Source organism: Streptomyces sp. NPDC048604 (assembly GCF_043199435.1).
Lineage (GTDB): Bacteria > Actinomycetota > Actinomycetes > Streptomycetales > Streptomycetaceae > Streptomyces.
Genome location: NZ_JBICVX010000009.1, coordinates 305,887 through 321,604, shown reverse-complemented (window position 1 = coordinate 321,604; position 15,718 = coordinate 305,887). Strand labels below are relative to the sequence as shown.

14 protein-coding genes are annotated in these 15,718 nt (G+C 71.6%); 3 read left to right on the top strand and 11 right to left on the bottom strand.

All coding sequences use genetic code 11. From position 1 onward, the window contains the following. Window positions 1–143: 143 nt before the first annotated feature. The 7 genes from ACGFMM_RS20910 to pgsA all read right to left on the bottom strand — a co-directional run bounded on the left by ACGFMM_RS20910 (window position 144) and on the right by pgsA (window position 5,941). Window positions 144–896 carry a YebC/PmpR family DNA-binding transcriptional regulator gene (locus tag ACGFMM_RS20910; RefSeq protein WP_393647854.1) on the bottom strand — a complete coding sequence of 251 codons (753 nt, stop codon included), beginning with the start codon at window positions 894–896 and terminating at the stop codon, window positions 144–146. 62 nt (window positions 897–958) lie between these two features. After that, the gene (gene pdxT / locus ACGFMM_RS20905; RefSeq protein WP_393647853.1) at window positions 959–1,549 is read right to left on the bottom strand and encodes a pyridoxal 5'-phosphate synthase glutaminase subunit PdxT; all 591 of its coding nucleotides are present in this window, start codon (window positions 1,547–1,549) and stop codon (window positions 959–961) included. A 6-nt stretch (window positions 1,550–1,555) separates the two neighbouring features. Further along, entirely contained in the window at window positions 1,556–2,470 is a 915-nt protein-coding gene (gene pdxS, locus ACGFMM_RS20900; protein WP_393647852.1) for a pyridoxal 5'-phosphate synthase lyase subunit PdxS, read from the bottom strand. A gap of 120 nt (window positions 2,471–2,590) precedes the next feature. Next, the gene (locus ACGFMM_RS20895) at window positions 2,591–3,133 is read right to left on the bottom strand and encodes a hypothetical protein (protein WP_393647851.1); all 543 of its coding nucleotides are present in this window, start codon (window positions 3,131–3,133) and stop codon (window positions 2,591–2,593) included. Window positions 3,134–3,207: 74 nt separating this feature from the next. Beyond that, a complete protein-coding gene (locus ACGFMM_RS20890) occupies window positions 3,208–4,368 on the bottom strand; it encodes a glycosyltransferase family 4 protein (protein ID WP_393647850.1) in 1,161 nt (386 codons plus the stop codon). After that, on the bottom strand, window positions 4,365–5,282 hold the full coding sequence (locus ACGFMM_RS20885) for a phosphatidylinositol mannoside acyltransferase (RefSeq protein ID WP_393647849.1): 918 nt from the start codon (window positions 5,280–5,282) through the stop codon (window positions 4,365–4,367). The genes ACGFMM_RS20890 and ACGFMM_RS20885 overlap by 4 nt, the downstream gene beginning before the upstream one ends. Then, the gene (gene pgsA, locus ACGFMM_RS20880; RefSeq protein ID WP_393647848.1) at window positions 5,279–5,941 is read right to left on the bottom strand and encodes a phosphatidylinositol phosphate synthase; all 663 of its coding nucleotides are present in this window, start codon (window positions 5,939–5,941) and stop codon (window positions 5,279–5,281) included. Before pgsA ends, ACGFMM_RS20885 begins: the two co-directional genes overlap by 4 nt. Before the next feature lie 324 nt (window positions 5,942–6,265). On the opposite strand from pgsA, the gene ACGFMM_RS20875 reads away from it, so the two are divergent. Beyond that, the gene (locus ACGFMM_RS20875) at window positions 6,266–8,473 is read left to right on the top strand and encodes an elongation factor G-like protein EF-G2 (RefSeq protein WP_393647847.1); all 2,208 of its coding nucleotides are present in this window, start codon (window positions 6,266–6,268) and stop codon (window positions 8,471–8,473) included. Between the two features lie 193 nt (window positions 8,474–8,666). Further along, entirely contained in the window at window positions 8,667–10,310 is a 1,644-nt protein-coding gene (locus tag ACGFMM_RS20870; protein WP_393647846.1) for a hypothetical protein, read from the top strand. 78 nt (window positions 10,311–10,388) lie between these two features. On the opposite strand, the gene ACGFMM_RS20865 is transcribed toward ACGFMM_RS20870, so the two are convergent. Then, window positions 10,389–10,949 carry an HIT family protein gene (locus ACGFMM_RS20865; RefSeq protein WP_393647845.1) on the bottom strand — a complete coding sequence of 187 codons (561 nt, stop codon included), beginning with the start codon at window positions 10,947–10,949 and terminating at the stop codon, window positions 10,389–10,391. A gap of 67 nt (window positions 10,950–11,016) precedes the next feature. Here ACGFMM_RS20865 and ACGFMM_RS20860 point away from each other — a divergent pair, with 67 nt between their 5' ends. After that, window positions 11,017–11,691: a potassium channel family protein gene (locus ACGFMM_RS20860; RefSeq protein ID WP_393647844.1), complete on the top strand. Its 675-nt coding sequence runs from the start codon at window positions 11,017–11,019 to the stop codon at window positions 11,689–11,691. Window positions 11,692–11,713: 22 nt separating this feature from the next. On the opposite strand, the gene thrS is transcribed toward ACGFMM_RS20860, so the two are convergent. The 3 genes from thrS to ACGFMM_RS20845 all read right to left on the bottom strand — a co-directional run bounded on the left by thrS (window position 11,714) and on the right by ACGFMM_RS20845 (window position 15,667). Further along, window positions 11,714–13,690, bottom strand: a complete 1,977-nt coding sequence (gene thrS / locus ACGFMM_RS20855) for a threonine--tRNA ligase (protein WP_393647843.1) — start codon at window positions 13,688–13,690, stop codon at window positions 11,714–11,716. 142 nt (window positions 13,691–13,832) lie between these two features. Further along, on the bottom strand, window positions 13,833–15,059 hold the full coding sequence (locus tag ACGFMM_RS20850) for a hypothetical protein (RefSeq protein ID WP_393647842.1): 1,227 nt from the start codon (window positions 15,057–15,059) through the stop codon (window positions 13,833–13,835). Next, a complete protein-coding gene (locus tag ACGFMM_RS20845) occupies window positions 15,059–15,667 on the bottom strand; it encodes a DUF4365 domain-containing protein (protein ID WP_393647841.1) in 609 nt (202 codons plus the stop codon). The genes ACGFMM_RS20850 and ACGFMM_RS20845 overlap by 1 nt, the downstream gene beginning before the upstream one ends. Window positions 15,668–15,718: the final 51 nt, after the last annotated feature.

The following is a 15,718-nucleotide window of genomic DNA, read 5'->3' as shown; positions in this document are numbered from 1 at the left end:
CCGGGCCCCCCCCGGGCCCCCCCCCAGTCCCCCCCCCACGCCCCCCCCCCGCACATCTTTTTGGGCTGGCTAGCGCCTGCCACTCACAACGCAGCGGCCCGAGGGGGTGTGTCCCGTCGGCCCGCTGCGTGAAGAAGCCGCGATCAGGCGTCGACCTTGGCCATGACCTCGTCGCTGACGTCGAAGTTGGCGAAGACGTTCTGCACGTCGTCGCTGTCCTCGAGCGCGTCGATCAGCTTGAACATCTTGCGCGCGCCCTCTTCGTCGAGCTCGACCTGCATGGTCGGGACGAAGCTGGAGTCGGCCGAGTCGTAGTCGATGCCGGCCTCCTGGAGCGCGGTGCGGACCGCGACCAGGTCGGTGGCCTCGCTGATGATCTCGAAGCTCTCACCGAGGTCGTTGACCTCCTCGGCGCCCGCCTCGAGGACCGCGCCGAGGACGTCGTCCTCGGACAGCTCGCCCTTGGGCAGCACGACGACGCCCTTGCGGTTGAACAGGTACGAGACCGAGCCCGGGTCGGCCATCGAGCCGCCGTTGCGGGTCATGGCGACGCGCACGTCGGAGGCGGCGCGGTTGCGGTTGTCGGTGAGGCACTCGATGAGCACCGCGACACCGTTCGGGCCGTAGCCCTCGTACATGATCGTCGCGTAGTCGACGCCGCCGGCCTCGAGGCCGCCGCCGCGCTTGACCGCGGAGTCGATGTTCTTGTTGGGAACCGAGCTCTTCTTGGCCTTCTGGATGGCGTCGAAGAGGGTCGGGTTGCCCTCGGGGTCGGCGCCGCCCGTGCGGGCCGCGACCTCGATGTTCTTGATCAGCTTCGCGAAGAGCTTGCCGCGCTTGGCGTCGATCACGGCCTTCTTGTGCTTCGTCGTAGCCCATTTAGAGTGGCCGGACATCTGCCTGTCTCCTTCGCGTAACCAATTTCTGAACGAACCCCAGAGATCTTACCGGGGTCGCCTCACCGCCCCGTGCGCACCATGTCCACGAAGAGCCCGTGGATCCGGTGGTCGCCGGTGAGCTCGGGGTGGAACGAGGTCGCGAGGACCTTGCCCTGCCGCACCGCGACGATGTGGCCCTCGTGCTCGGCGAGCACCTCGACCGTACCGCCGACGGACTCGACCCAGGGGGCGCGGATGAAGACACCCTCGACGGGGGTGTCTATTCCGGCCACGGTGACGCCGGCCTCGAAGGACTCGTTCTGCCGGCCGAAGGCGTTGCGGCGCACGATCATGTCGATGCCGCCGAAGGTCTCCTGGCCCGAGCGCGGGTCGAGGATCTTGTCGGCGAGCATGATCAGGCCGGCGCAGGTGCCGTACACGGGCAGGCCCGCGGCGATCCGCTCGCGCAGCGGCTCCATGAGGCCGAAGAGCACGGCCAGCTTGGAGATGGTGGTGGACTCGCCACCCGGGATGACCAGGCCGTCGACCTCGGCGAGCTCCTCGGGGCGCCGGACCGGCCTGGCCACGGCGTCAGCCGCGGCCAGGGCGATCAGGTGCTCCCGGACGTCGCCCTGGAGGGCCAGGACACCGATCACGGGGGTGCTGCTCATCGGTGCTTACCAGCCCCGGTTCGCGTAGCGCTCGGCCTCGGGCAGGGTGTCGCAGTTGATGCCGACCATGGCCTCGCCCAGGTTGCGGGAGGCGTCCGCGATGATCTTCGGGTCGTCGTAGAAGGTGGTGGCCTTCACGATGGCGGCGGCGCGCTTGGCCGGGTCGCCGGACTTGAAGATGCCCGAGCCGACGAAGACGCCCTCGGCGCCGAGCTGGCGCATCAGCGCGGCGTCGGCCGGGGTGGCGACGCCACCGGCGGAGAACAGCACGACCGGCAGCTTGCCGAGCTCGGAGACCTCCTTGACGAGCTCGTACGGGGCACGCAGCTCCTTGGCGGCGGCGTACAGCTCGTTGTTGTCGAAGCCGCGCAGCTTGGCGATCTCGTTCTTGATCTGGCGCAGGTGGCGGACGGCCTCGACGACGTTGCCGGTGCCGGCCTCGCCCTTGGAGCGGATCATGGCCGCGCCCTCGGCGATACGGCGCAGGGCCTCGCCCAGGTTGGTGGCGCCGCAGACGAAGGGGGTGGTGAAGGCCCACTTGTCGGAGTGGTTGATCTCGTCGGCCGGGGTGAGGACCTCGGACTCGTCGATGTAGTCGACGCCGAGCGACTGCAGGACCTGGGCCTCGACGAAGTGGCCGATGCGGGACTTGGCCATGACCGGGATCGAGACCGCGTCGATGATCTCCTCGATCATGTTCGGGTCCGACATGCGGGCCACGCCGCCGTCCTTGCGGATGTCCGCGGGGACCCGCTCCAGGGCCATGACGGCCACGGCGCCGGCGTCCTCGGCGATCTTCGCCTGCTCGGCGTTGACGACGTCCATGATCACGCCGCCCTTGAGCTGCTCGGCCATGCCGCGCTTGACGCGGGCGGTGCCGGTCTCGGGGGACTGCGGGGTGCTGGAAGGCGTGGTGGACACGGGTACCTCACTCATGACAACGGGGTTGACGAGAGTAGGAAACCGGCCACCAGGGGGCCACATCAAGGGCCAATGTGGACCCCGTGGCTCGTTTTCGCGAATTCCGAAGGCTGAGACGGGTCAGGCCGGGCGATCCGCAAGCGCGATGGGCGGTTCGTCGTCCATTTCGAAGGCCAGCGGAAACGGAGCGTGGCCTGCGAGCCGGAACCAGCGGACCTTGCGGTGCCGGCGCAGGGCACGGGCGGCGCGGACCGCGTCGTTGTGGAACCGGCGGGCCATCGGGACCCGGCGGACGGCCTGCGCCAGTTCCTCGGCGGCGGCCTCGCCGCCGGGCGCCTCGCGGACCACCTCGACCTGGCCCGCCTCGCCGAAGACCGCCCGCAGCGCCTGGCTGAGCTCACTCTCCGCGACCTCGCGCTGGTCCTCGTCGGCCTGACGGGCGGCGTGCGCGGCCTCGTACAGCACGATCGACGCCGCCGGATCCAGCACCCCGGAGGTGGCCAGCTCCTGCGCCACCGAGGCGCGGCGCAGCAACTGCGCGTCGAGCGCGGCCCGCGCGGCGTCGATCCGCGCGTGCAGCCGGTCGAGCCGCCCGGCGGTCCAGCTGAGGTACAGGCCGATGGCGACGAGCCCGACAAGAATCCAGATCAACGTTGCGGTCACGGCGGGCAAGGCTACCGGCCCGCCCGGCCCGCCCCGCGCCGCCTAGTCCCGCCGCTCGCCCGCGAGTCCCGCGCCTAGTCCCGCGCCAGGCCCCAGCGGGCGCGCAGGCCCGTGCGTTCGTCCGCGGCGACCGACGCGGCGCCGTCCGTGACCGTCTCGTAGACCGCGAGGATGTCCGCGCCGACCGTCGACCAGTCGAAGCGGCGCACATGCGCGCTGCCGCGCTTGCGCAGCTCGGTGCGGCGCTGCTCGTCGCCGAGCAGCCGGATCGCCGCCTCGGCCAGCGCGTCGGCGTTCTCGTTGGCGAACAGCTCGCCGGCCGCGCCCTGGTCCAGGACCTGCGCGAACGCGTCCAGGTCGGAGGCGAGCACCGGTGCGCCCGCCGACAGCGCCTCGACCAGGATTATCCCGAAGCTCTCGCCGCCGGTGTTGGGCGCGACGTACACGTCCACGCTCCGCAGCAGCCGCGCCTTGTCCTCGTCGCTGACCATCCCGAGGAACTCCACCCGCGAGCGCATGTCCACGGGCAGGGAGGCCACCGCCTCCTCCTCGTCGCCGCGCCCGGCCACCAGCAGCCTGGTGTCCGGCCGCTCCGTGAGGATCCGCGGCAGCGCCTTCATCAGGACCGGCAGGCCCTTCCTCGGCTCGTCGATACGGCCGATGAAGCCCAGCGTTCCGCCCTGCCACTCCTCCTTCGGCTCGGCCTGCGCGAAGAAGTCCACGTCGACGCCGTTGGGGATGACCACCGCGTCGCCGCCCAGGTGCTCGACCAGGGTGCGCCGCGCGTACTCGCTCACCGCGATCCGTGCGCTGATCTTCTCCAGCGCCGCCTGCAGGATCGCGTACGCCGCCACCATCGCCCGCGAGCGCGGGTTCGAGGTGTGGAAGGTGGCCACGATCGGGCCCTGTGCGGCCCAGCAGGCCAGCAGCCCCAGCGAGGGCGAGCCCGGCTCGTGGATGTGGATGACGTCGAAGGTGCCCTCGTGCAGCCAGCGCCGTACCCGCGCCGCCGAAAGGAAGCCGAAGTTCAGCCGGGCCACCGAGCCGTTGTACGGCACGGGCACGGCGCGCCCCGCCGAGACCACGTACGGCGGCAGCGGCGTCTCGTCGTCGGCCGGGGCGAGCACCGACACCTCGTGTCCGAGCCGGATCAGGTGCTCCGCGAGGTCCCGGATGTGGAACTGGACGCCGCCCGGTACGTCCCAGGAGTACGGGCAGACGATGCCGATCTTCACGCGTCGCTCCCCGGGGGTCGTTCCTCGAGGTCGGCGAGCCACAGTCGTTGCAGCATGTGCCAGTCTTCCGGGTGGTCCGCGATGCCGGTGGCGAAGGCGTCGGCCAGCGCCTGTGCCATGACGGACGTCTTCTCGGCCCGGTCGCCTGTCTCGGGCACCTCGACGGGCGGGTGGATCCGCCCCTTCATGACCGGCGTCTCGTCGTACCAGAGCGTCACCGGCAGCAGCAGCGCGCCGGTCTGTTGGGCGAGCATCGCCGGCCCGGCGGGCATCCGCGCCGTCTCGCCGAAGAACTTCACCTCGACGCCCGAGGCGGACAGGTCGCGGTCGGAGACCAGGCAGACCAGGCCTCCGGCGCGCAGCCGCCGCGCCAGCGTCCCGAACGCGGAGCCGCCGGTGTGCGGCAGCACCTCCATGCCCAGCGACTCGCGGTACGCGACGAACCGGTCGTACAGCGACTCCGGCTTCAGCCGCTCGGCGACCGTGGTGAACGGCACGCCGAGGGAGCGGGTCACCCACACCCCGGCCAGGTCCCAGTTCGCCAGGTGCGGCAGCGCGAGTATGACGCCGCGACCGGAGGCCAGCCCGTCCGTCAGGTGGTGCACGCCCTTGATGTCGAAGCCGCCGTCGACCCGCTCCTGGCTCCATGTGGGCAGCCGGAAGGATTCCATCCAGTACCGCATGTAGGAGCGCATCCCGGCCTTCGACAGCTCGGCCAGCCGCTCCGGCGTGGCGTCCGGGACGACCCGCGCCAGGTTGGACTCCAGCCGCAGCACGCTCTTGCCGCGCCGCTTCCACGCGGTGTCCGCGATCCTCCGGCCGAGGCCCGCCGCCACCGGCTCGGGCAACTTCTTGACCGTGGCCCAGCCGAGCCCGTACAGGGCGTCCGTCAGCCAGTCCTTCGCACCGCTCATGACGTCGCCTCGCTCCCCTGCGCGGCGGCCGCGTCGGCCTCCGCGGCCTCCCGCCGTACCGTGACCACCCGCTGCCCCAGGGTCACCGCGGAGCCCACGGCCACGATCCACAGGGCGATCGGGAGCAGCACGTCGATCCCCGGCACGCCGAATGCGTGCAGCCCCGCGAGACCGGCCGCGACCAGCGAGATCACCAGCCGCTCGGCCCGCTCGACCAAGCCGTTCACCGCGACCGGAAGCCCGATCGACTCGCCGCGCGCCTTGGTGTACGAGACGACCTGACCGCTGGCGAGGCAGAAGATGGAGACCGCGCAGAGCACGTTGTCGTCGCCGCCGCCGGCGTACCAGAGCGCGAAGCCGCCGAAGATCGCGCCGTCCGCGACCCGGTCCAGGGTCGAGTCCAGGAACGCGCCCCAGCGGCTGGAGGTCCCGGCCTGGCGGGCCATGTTCCCGTCGACCAGGTCCGAGAACACGAACAGCGTGATGACGATCGTGCCCCAGAAGAACTCGCCCCGGGGGTAGAAGACCAGCGCGCCCGCCACGACTCCGGCCGTGCCGACGAGCGTCACCGCGTCGGGGCTCACCCCCTTGCGGAGCAGAAACGCGGCGAACGGTGTGAGGACACGCGTGAAAAACGCACGCGCGTACTTGTTCAGCATGGCCTTCGAGCCTCTTCCCAAGGGGGGTGGCAGGCCGCGGCCCCAGTGGCCACCGGCTGGCCCATCGTAGCCACGCGGGTACGGGCGCAGGGCCGCGCACCCGGCACGGCGCGCGGCGTCGCTCCCGCGGCCGCCTCGCGACCGCCGCGGGGCCCCCGCGCGACCGCCGTCCGACCCTCGCGCGGCGGCCCCGGCGTACGACGTATGGACGCACCGTGACAGCAGTGCAAAGCTCGAAGGACCATCGCGGGCCGTCGCCGGAGCTGCCCCGCACTCCCCACGCCCGCGTCCCACCTCGCGTGCGAGCAGTCGGGAGGAACAGTCATGGGCGACAAAGCGAACGCACAGCCCGGAGCCGCCGGCAGGGCGCCTACGGCCGACCGGCCTTCGGCGGTACGGAACGTGGTGCTGGTCGGCCACAGCGGTTCGGGAAAAACAACCCTCGTCGAGGCCCTCGCGCTGGCCGCCGGAGCGGTCAACCGGGCCGGCCGGGTCGAGGACGGCGGCACGATCTCCGACTACGACGAGATCGAGCACCGCCAGCACCGGTCCGTACAGCTCTCCCTCGTCCCCCTGGAATGGGGCGGGTACAAGATAAATCTCCTCGACACCCCCGGGTACGCCGACTTCGTCGGGGAGCTGAGGGCCGGTCTGCGCGCCGCGGACGCGGCCCTCTTCGTCGTCTCGGCGGCCCAGGAGGCCGACGCCGTGCCCGCCGCCACCCGCATGGTGTGGGAGGAGTGCGCGGCCGTCGGCATGCCCCGCGCCATCGTCGTCACCCACCTGGACACCGCCCGCACCGGATACGACCGGCTCACCGAGGTCTGCGGAGAACTCTTCGGCGGCGACGACCCCGACGCCGTCCTGCCTCTCTACCTGCCCGTGCACGGCCCCGAGGCCCCCGACGGGCACGCCCCCGCCACCGGCCTGGTCGGCCTGCTGACCCGGAGGATCTACGACTACTCCGCCGGCGAACGCGCGGAGAACCCGCCCGACGACACCCAGCGCCCCGTCCTGGAGGAGGCCCGCAACCGGCTCATCGAGGGGATCATCGCCGAGAGCGAGGACGAGACCCTGATGGACCGCTACCTCGGCGGCGAGGACATCGACCTCAAGACCCTCGTCGACGACCTGGAGAAGGCCGTCGCCCGCGGCACCTTCCACCCCGTGCTCGCCGCCGCCCCCGCCACCGACGGCGGCCGCCAGGGCCTCGGCACCGTCGAACTCCTGGAACTGATCACCGGCGGCTTCCCCAGCCCGCTGGAACGCGAGGCCCCCGCCGTCACCACCCCCGGCGGAGCGCCCCGGCCGCCGCTGGCCTGCGACCCCGACGGCCCGCTCGTCGCCGAGGTGGTCAAGACCGCCTCCGACCCGTACGTCGGCCGGATCTCGATGGTCCGGGTGTTCTCCGGCACCCTGCGCCCCGACGAGACCGTGCACGTCTCCGGCCACGGGCTCACCGACCGCGGCCACGAGGACCACGACGTGGACGAACGCGTCGGCGCGCTCACCTCCCCCTTCGGCAAACAGCAGCGCATGCTCGCGCACTGCATCGCCGGCGACCTCGCCTGCGTCGCCAAACTCGGCCGCGCCGAGACCAGCGACACCCTCTCCGCCAAGGACGACCCGCTCCTGATGGAACCGTGGCGGATGCCCGACCCGCTGCTGCCCATGGCCGTCCAGGCGCACAGCAAGGCCGACGAGGACCGGCTCTCCCAGGGCCTGGCCCGACTGGTCGCCGAGGACCCCACGATGCGCCTGGAGCAGAACCCGGACACCCACCAGGTCGTCCTGTGGTGTCTGGGCGAGGCGCACCGCGACGTCGTCCTGGAACGGCTGCGCACCCGGTACGGCGTCCAGGTCGACACCGTCCCGTACAAGGTGTCGCTGCGGGAGACCTTCGCCTCGCCGTCCGCGGGCCGCGGCCGCCACGTCAAACAGTCAGGCGGGCACGGCCAGTACGCCATCTGCGAGATCGACGTCGAACCGCTGCCGGCCGGCAGCGGCATCGAGTTCGTCGACAAGGTCGTCGGCGGCGCCGTCCCGCGCAACTTCATCCCCTCCGTGGAGAAGGGCGTACGCGCCCAGGCCGCGCGCGGCGTCGCCGCCGGATACCCGCTGGTCGACGTGCGGATCACACTGAAGGACGGCAAGGCCCACTCGGTGGACTCCTCCGACGCGGCCTTCCAGACCGCCGGCGCGCTCGCCCTGCGCGAGGCCGCCGCCGACGCGTCCATCCACCTCCTGGAGCCGGTCGCCGAGGTGCAGGTGATGGTGCCGGACGAGTACGTCGGCCCGGTCATGAGCGACCTGTCCGGCCGGCGCGGCCGGGTCGTCGGCACGGAACAGGCCGGTCCGGGCCGGACGGTGGTACGGGCCGAGGTCCCCGAGATCGAGATCGGCCGGTACGCGGTCGACCTGCGCTCCATCTCGCACGGCACCGGCAGTTTCGACCGCAGCTACGCCCGGCACGAACCGATGCCGCCGCAACTCGCGGGCAAGGTGCGCGAACAGGCCGACGCCACCGCGTGATCGAGCCGGCGTCGCCGGATGCCGCCGTCTCCCGCCCGCCGGGAACGGCGGCATCCGGCCGTCACCTGACGTGACCGCCGAGTCCCCGATACGCTGGGGTGCCCAGCTCAGCAGGTGTGCGGGGCGCGGGAGTTGGGAAACAGGCCGGGAACAGGCCGCAGAAGGACCACGCGGGCACGCGGCGATGGGGGCGATGACGAAGGTGTACGGACCCGGGGCACAGGTCCCCCTCCAGGGGTCGGACGGGCAGACGGCGGCGACGTTCGCGCTCGCCTCCGCCGCGTACCGCGACGGCCCGATGGACAAGATCCTCGAGGCGAACAGCGACTGGCACAAGTCCACCGTCAAGAAGGGCAAGTGGTACGACCTCTTCCGCCCCGACTTCGGCGAGGCGTTCTCCCGGGCCGTCCAGGTCCGCATGCTCGGCGGCGCCCGCAAGGCGCTCATCCAGTCCTTCGGCACCGAACCCCAGCCCGTGGTCGAGCACTGCCTCGCCGCCACCAACATCCGCCGCCGCCGCGACATCAGACTCACCCTCGTCACCGTGCTCTTCGGCGTGCTGTTCCTGCCCGGCCTGCTGCTCTGGCTCGGCGTGATCCAGCTCCGCCGCAGCCTCGCGGGCGCCGCCGACAAACGCTCCGGCGCGCTGGGCACCGCGCTGCTCTTCGGCATGGGCCTGCTCGCCCTGATCTTCCTGATCAAGCTGCCGGTCGACAGCGTCCTCGGCATCTATCTACGGGCCATGGTGATCGCCCCGCCGCTCGGCTGGGTGCTCGCCAAGCGGATCTGCGAGTCCACCGCCGTCGACCTGCGCGAACGCTGGAACGGACTGCTCAGCGGCGGCGGCGTCGCCGCGAAGATCCCCGAGGCGGTCCCCCAGCACCCCGGCGAGGAGGCCGCCGAGGAGCTCCGCCAGAACCTGGAGAAGCTCAGCGCCGAGCAGCAGTCCAACGTCGTCTTCTACGCCGGCCCCAAGGGGATACTCGGCATGGGCACCCGCTGGGGCAGCTGGACCCTCGCCGAGGACCTGGTCGCCCAGGAGGGCAAGGAGATCCACGACTTCCGCGCCTGGGACGTGATCCGGCCGATCCACGACCAGCTCAAGCTCCTGGAGCGCGGCTCGCTCAAGACCGGTTTCCCCACCCCGGTCGTGAAGCACTGGATCGTCTCCCCCATCGGCGAGGGCGCCGCCGAGGTCGCCCGCCCGGAGGGCGACAGCATCGTCTCCTTCCAGGTCCGGCCGCACGAGATACAGCGCATCTGCAACGACCAGCAGTTCGGCAGCGGCAACCGGCACTACCTCGGCGTCCAGTTCACGCTCTGGGACGGCCAGCTCGTGCTCACCATGATGATCACCGTGACGTCGCTGCTGCACACCCTGCGCGTCGAGGTCACCGGGCACGCCCTCGGCCCGGTCCACTCGCTCTTCACCGCCAAGCCGGCCGCGAAGACCAGGGAGGTCTCCAAGACCGTCCGGTTCTGGGAGACCCGGGAGATCAAGCTGCCGCTGGTGGACACCGACGAGGTGGTCCGGCTCGCCGTCCGCGCACCGCTGACCTGGTTCCCGCCGGTCCTGGACTTCCTCGGCGGGAAGCTGGTGCTGCCCGAGCCGTTCGGCCTGCGGCACGCCTGGGCCGACAAGCCCTGGCGGCACCGCTTCATGGCCGACGACGCGATCCGCGCCGCCACCCCGGTCATGCGGGCCGTGCACACCGCCGTCATCAAGGTCCTCGACGACCACGGCGTGAACACCGAGCGCTTCGCCAACCGCTCGCTCATCCTCAGCGGTCTGATCCAGGACCCCGGCCCGAAGAAGGCCGACGTCTACGACGCCTGACCGTACGGACGACGCCTCACCGTACGCGGGAAGGCCGGGCCCGCAGCTGCGGGCCCGGCCTTCCGCCGTCCGTACCGGCTAGTCCGTCGGCCAGGCGTCCGCCAGCATCTTCCGCGTGTCCGCGAGCAGCTGCGGCAGCACCTTCGTGTGACCGACCACCGGCATGAAGTTCGTGTCGCCGCCCCACCGGGGCACCACGTGCTGGTGCAGGTGGGCCGCGATGCCCGCGCCGGCCGCCGCGCCCTGGTTCATGCCGATGTTGAACCCGTGCGCGCCCGACGCCGTCCGCAGCGCCACCATCGCCCGCTTCGTCAGCTCGGCCAGCTCCACGGTCTCGCCGGTGTCGAGCTGCGTGTAGTCGGCGACGTGCCGGTACGGCACCACCATCAGGTGCCCGCCGTTGTACGGGTACAGGTTCAGCACCGCGTACACGTGCCGGCCGCGCGCCACGACGAGGCCTTCCTCGTCCGACATGGACGGGATCGAGCAGAACGGGCAGCCGTCCCCGGCCTCCGGGCCGCTCGGCTTGTTCTCCCCCTGGATGTACGCCATCCGGTGAGGCGTCCACAGGCGCTGGAACGCGTCCTGCGTCCCCACTCCGTTCTGGTGCTCCGGCTCAAACGTCATGCTGTGCAGCATATTGCTTCGCCCGTTCGGAGCGTGTCGCCGGGGCGGCGGATCCGGCCCCGCCGGAGATGCTGATCGGATGGACGCACGGTCGGAGAAGCAGGAGCGCTGGGACCGCCGCATGGAAACACCGCTCATGGTGTCGTCCCTGCTGTATCTCGCCGGGTACGCGGTCAGGGTACTGGCCCCCCACCTCGCTCAGGTCTGGCTGGACCTGTGCCTGGCGGTCACGCTCTCGGCCTGGGCGGTCTTCGTCGTCGACTACGCGGTGCGGTTCCGGCTCAGCGGACTCGGCCCGCTGCGCTTCGTCCGCTCGCACTTCCTGGGCACGGTGGTCGTGCTGCTGCCACTGCTGCGGCCCCTGGAGATGGTGAAGATCTACGAACGGGTCCAGCGCCGCCGCGACCAACCGCGCCTCACCCTCTACGCCCGGGTCATGGCCTACTCGAGTCTCACGGTCGCGCTGCTCGGCTTCGCGGGCGCGCTCGCCGTCTACCAGCGCGAGCGGGGGGCGCCGGGCGCCACGATCCGTACGTTCGGCGACTCGGTCTGGTGGGCCGCCGAGACGCTGACGACCGTGGGATACGGGGACGTGACCCCGGTGACCCCGGTCGGCAGGACCATCGCCGTGGGCCTGATGGCGTGCGGGATCGCGCTGCTCGGGGCGGTGACGGGCTCCTTCTCGTCCTGGCTGATCCAGACGTTCACGAGGGAGGACGAGAAGAGGCCCCCGGGGGATTTCCCGGGGGCCTAGCCCCGCGTGTGCGGGGAACGCGTCACACCTGGACGCGCTTCTCGACCACGTCGACGAGCTTCGCCAGCGCCTGATCACGGGGAACGCCGTTCTCCTGCGAGCCGTCGCGGTAGCGGAAGGAGACGGTGCCCGCGGCCATGTCGTCGTCGCCGACGATGATCATGAACGGGACCTTCTGGCGCTGCTGGTTCCGGATCTTCTTCTGCATACGGTCCGAGGAGGCGTCCACATCGACCCGCAGCCCGAGCTTCTTCGCCTCGGCGGCGAAGCCCTGCAGGTACTCCACGTGCGCGTCGCCGATCGGGATGCCGACCGCCTGGACGGGGGCCAGCCACGGCGGCATGGCGCCCGCGTAGTGCTCAAGGAGAACCGCGAAGAACCGCTCGATCGAACCGAACAGCGCGCGGTGGATCATGACCGGGCGCTGCTTGGTGCCGTCCGGGGCGGTGTACTCGAGGTTGAAGCGCTCCGGCAGGTTGAAGTCGAGCTGCACGGTCGACATCTGCCAGGTGCGGCCGATGGCGTCGCGCGCCTGCACGGAGATCTTCGGGCCGTAGAACGCCGCGCCGCCCGGGTCGGGGGTCAGCGGGAGGCCCTGCTTCTCGGCGACCTGCTGGAGGACCGCGGTGGCCTCCTCCCAGACCTCGTCCGAGCCGACGAACTTCTCCGGGTCCTTGGTGGACAGCTCCAGGTAGAAGTCGCTCAGACCGTAGTCGCGCAGCAGGTCCAGGACGAAGGTGAGGGTCCGGTCCAGCTCCTCCGCCATCTGCTCACGGGTGCAGTAGATGTGCGCGTCGTCCTGGGTGAAGCCGCGGGCGCGGGTCAGGCCGTGCACGACGCCGGACTTCTCGTACCGGTACACGGTGCCGAACTCGAACAGGCGCAGCGGCAGCTCACGGTAGGAACGCCCGCGCGCGTCGAAGATCAGGTTGTGCATCGGGCAGTTCATGGGCTTGAGGTAGTAGTCGGTACCGCCGTCGAGCTGCATGGGGGGGTACATGCCCTCCGCGTACCAGTCCAGGTGGCCGCTCTTCTCGAAGAGGGCACCCTTGGTCGCGTGCGGCGAGTAGACGAACTCGTAGCCGTGCTCCTCGTGCTTCTTGCGCGAGTAGTCCTCCATGACCCGGCGGATGATGCCGCCCTTGGGGTGGAAGACGGCCAGGCCGGAGCCGATCTCGTCCGGGATGGAGAAGAGGTCGAGCTCGTTGCCCAGCTTGCGGTGGTCGCGCTTCTCGGCCTCGGCGAGGAAGTCGAGGTGGGCCTTCAGCTCCTCCTTCGACGGCCAGGCGGTGCCGTAGATGCGCTGGAGCATCGGGTTCTTCTCGCTGCCGCGCCAGTACGCGGCTGCGTTGCGCATCAGCTTGAACGCCGGGATGTTCCGGGTGGTCGGCAGGTGCGGACCGCGGCAGAGGTCCTTCCAGCACAGGTCCCCGGTCTTGGCGTCCAGGTTGTCGTAGATGCTCAGCTCGCCGCCGCCGACCTCGACGTTCGCACCGTCGTCGGTCGACGCCGCGCCCTTGATGCCGATGAGCTCCAGCTTGTACGGCTCGTCGGCAAGCTCCTCGCGGGCCTCCTCGTCGGAGACGACGCGGCGGGAGAAGCGCTGGCCGCGCTTCTGGATCTCCTGCATCTTCTTCTCGATGGCCTTGAGATCCTCGGGGGTGAACGGCTTCTCGACGTCGAAGTCGTAGTAGAAGCCGTCCCGGACCGGCGGGCCGATGCCCAGCTTGGCCTCGGGGAAGAGCTCCTGCACGGCCTGGGCCATGACGTGCGCGGTCGAGTGGCGCAGGATGTTCAGGCCGTCCTCGGAGGAGATCTCGACGCCCTCGACGGCGTCGCCCTCGGCGAGCTCGTACGCGAGGTCCTTCAGCTCGCCGCCGACGCGGGCGGCGATGACGGACCGGTCGTCGGCGAACAGGGCGCCGGCCGTGGTGCCCGCGCTCACCGCCCGTTCCTCGGATCCTGAGGCGTTGTGGACGGTCACACGGACTTCAGACACAGGTGCTCCATACATCGGGGCGCAGGCAGACACGAGGTGCCGGCGCCGGCGGTCCGCGGCAGAGACGAGGTGCCGCGTCGTCGCCGATCGTACCGAGCCGGGGGCCCCGCCCGCGAAACGGTTTCCCCCAACGTGCCTCCGGTCAGTCGCCCCCGCAGGCCTCCTCGAAGAAGTCGAGGTTCTCGTGCAGGGACTTCATCAGCCGGTCCCGCTCGGCGTCGTCCACCTGCACCGGGACGACGCCCGAGGCGTCGGTCAGCCGCCGGAAGCCGCCGCGGCGCTCCAGCCGGCCGACGACCCGGATGGGCAGGCCCACCAGATGGGCGTGGACGGCGGTCCGGTACGACTCCTCGTCGAGCGAGACCCGGACGTGCGGGACCTCCGCCCCGGCCAGCACGCGCAGCCGTACGGTGCCCTCGCCGCGGGCCCCGGCGCGGCGCATCCGCACCACCGCGCCGGTGATCCGCACCGGTACGGACGGCTCGTCGCTCATGTACCGCGCGCCCGCCTCCCGCAGGGCCGGCAGGTCGCCGGGCGAGAACTCCACCGGCTCCGGCCGCGCCGCGCAGCCCTCCGGCGCGCCCGCCGCCGGCGCCCAGGACAGCGCGATCCTGGCTCCCTCCGCGCCGCGCACCAGCGCCACCAGCGCCTCGGTGAGCTCCCGGCTCACGCCCGCCTGGACGGCGGTGTCGAAGGCCTCCATGCCGCCGGTGGCCCGCTGGTAGTCCACGGCCTCCCGGGCCGCGTACAGCGCGTGGTAGAGCCGTACGGCGAGAGGCCGGCCCGCGTCCACAGGCACGAACGCGGTGAGCCCGCGCCCGCCCGGAGCCGCGCCGACCACCACGGGCTCCAGGGACGCCTGGGCCTGCCGCCGGTGCCGGCCGCCGTAGTAACCGGCGCGGCCGCGCACCGCCAGCGCGCCGGCCAGGAGCAGCTGCCGGGCGGCGGAGCGCAGCTGCTCCTGCGCGGTCCAGGTCAGCGCCCCGGACGGGCCCTGCGGCACGTCACGGGTCCAGCGGATCTCGTCGCTGGGCAGTCCGAGCCCCACCAGCACCTCCCGCGCGGACGGGGTGCCGCTTCGGGCCAGCGCGGTGAGCGCCTCGCTCAGCAGGTCCTCGCAGTCGGGGAACGCCCGGCTCTCGGGCACCAGCAGGCTGGTGCGGTGCCCGCCGGGCCCGGGTGGGGTCCAGCGGGCGTACCGGCCCGCGGCCCCGCCGCGCCGCCGCCAGCCGTGCCGGTCCAGGAGCGCTCCGAGGACCAGTGGGTCCACACGGGCGGGGTCCGGCAGCCCCGGGTCGCCGTCCGAGGCCGGAGGGTGGGGCCTGAAGGGGACGGAACCACCCTCGGGTTCGTCGATCGGCCAGTGCATCAGGGTCTCCCTCCCGCCCCGACCCGGGTCATGATCTCGCACAGAGCCCGGTCGTCGAAGATCCGCGCGGTCGGTATCCGCACGGTGGTCCGGCGCCGCCCCGTGACGGGGTGGCCGGCCAGATTGATCCAGTAACAGCAGTGCCTGAGGTCGAGCCGGTCGTGTCCGGCCCGCAGCCAGTCCTCCTGGCTGCGGGGCGCGATCATCACCACCAGGATCTTGTGCACCGAGACCGGGGTCCGCGCCAGCTTGGCCAGGTGCTCGTTGTCGAGGGTGAACGAGAACGCCGGCGGCGCCGCGCCCGGTGTGTGCGGTGCGAGCTGGTAGGTGCACTTGAGCTGCACCTTGATGGTCACTTCGTCGTCAATGGCGTGGCCGGGAGCACTGTGGCTCACGTGCCAGTCGATGCCGTTGTCCGGAAACGGCTGCGACAGCGAACAGCCCGCCGCCGCCGCGACCGCGTGCAGATAGCCCACCTGGAGGGTCTCCATGCAGGCGGTGGTGGCGAGCGAACCCCGCAGCGGCGCGTCCCGCTGCGGGGGCAGCAGCCCGCCGCCCGTGCCTGCGGTGCGGGACGGCCCCCCGGGTTCGGGCTGCGGGATGGCCATGAGTGAATTCCCTTCCCCGTCATCTGTGTTGTGACCGTCCGGCGTACGGCG

Bases quoted from the DNA above. Each gene is read 5' to 3' on its own strand.
- ACGFMM_RS20910 (WP_393647854.1), bottom strand. From the start codon at position 896: ATGTCCGGCCACTCTAAATGGGCTACGACGAAGCACAAGAAGGCCGTG.
- pdxT (WP_393647853.1), bottom strand. From the start codon at position 1,549: ATGAGCAGCACCCCCGTGATCGGTGTCCTGGCCCTCCAGGGCGACGTC.
- ACGFMM_RS20885 (WP_393647849.1), bottom strand. From the start codon at position 5,282: ATGAGCGGTGCGAAGGACTGGCTGACGGACGCCCTGTACGGGCTCGGC.
- pgsA (WP_393647848.1), bottom strand. From the start codon at position 5,941: ATGCTGAACAAGTACGCGCGTGCGTTTTTCACGCGTGTCCTCACACCG.
- ACGFMM_RS20875 (WP_393647847.1), top strand. From the start codon at position 6,266: ATGGGCGACAAAGCGAACGCACAGCCCGGAGCCGCCGGCAGGGCGCCT.
- ACGFMM_RS20870 (WP_393647846.1), top strand. From the start codon at position 8,667: ATGACGAAGGTGTACGGACCCGGGGCACAGGTCCCCCTCCAGGGGTCG.
- ACGFMM_RS20865 (WP_393647845.1), bottom strand. From the start codon at position 10,949: ATGCTGCACAGCATGACGTTTGAGCCGGAGCACCAGAACGGAGTGGGG.
- ACGFMM_RS20860 (WP_393647844.1), top strand. From the start codon at position 11,017: ATGGACGCACGGTCGGAGAAGCAGGAGCGCTGGGACCGCCGCATGGAA.
- ACGFMM_RS20850 (WP_393647842.1), bottom strand. From the start codon at position 15,059: ATGCACTGGCCGATCGACGAACCCGAGGGTGGTTCCGTCCCCTTCAGG.
- ACGFMM_RS20845 (WP_393647841.1), bottom strand. From the start codon at position 15,667: ATGGCCATCCCGCAGCCCGAACCCGGGGGGCCGTCCCGCACCGCAGGC.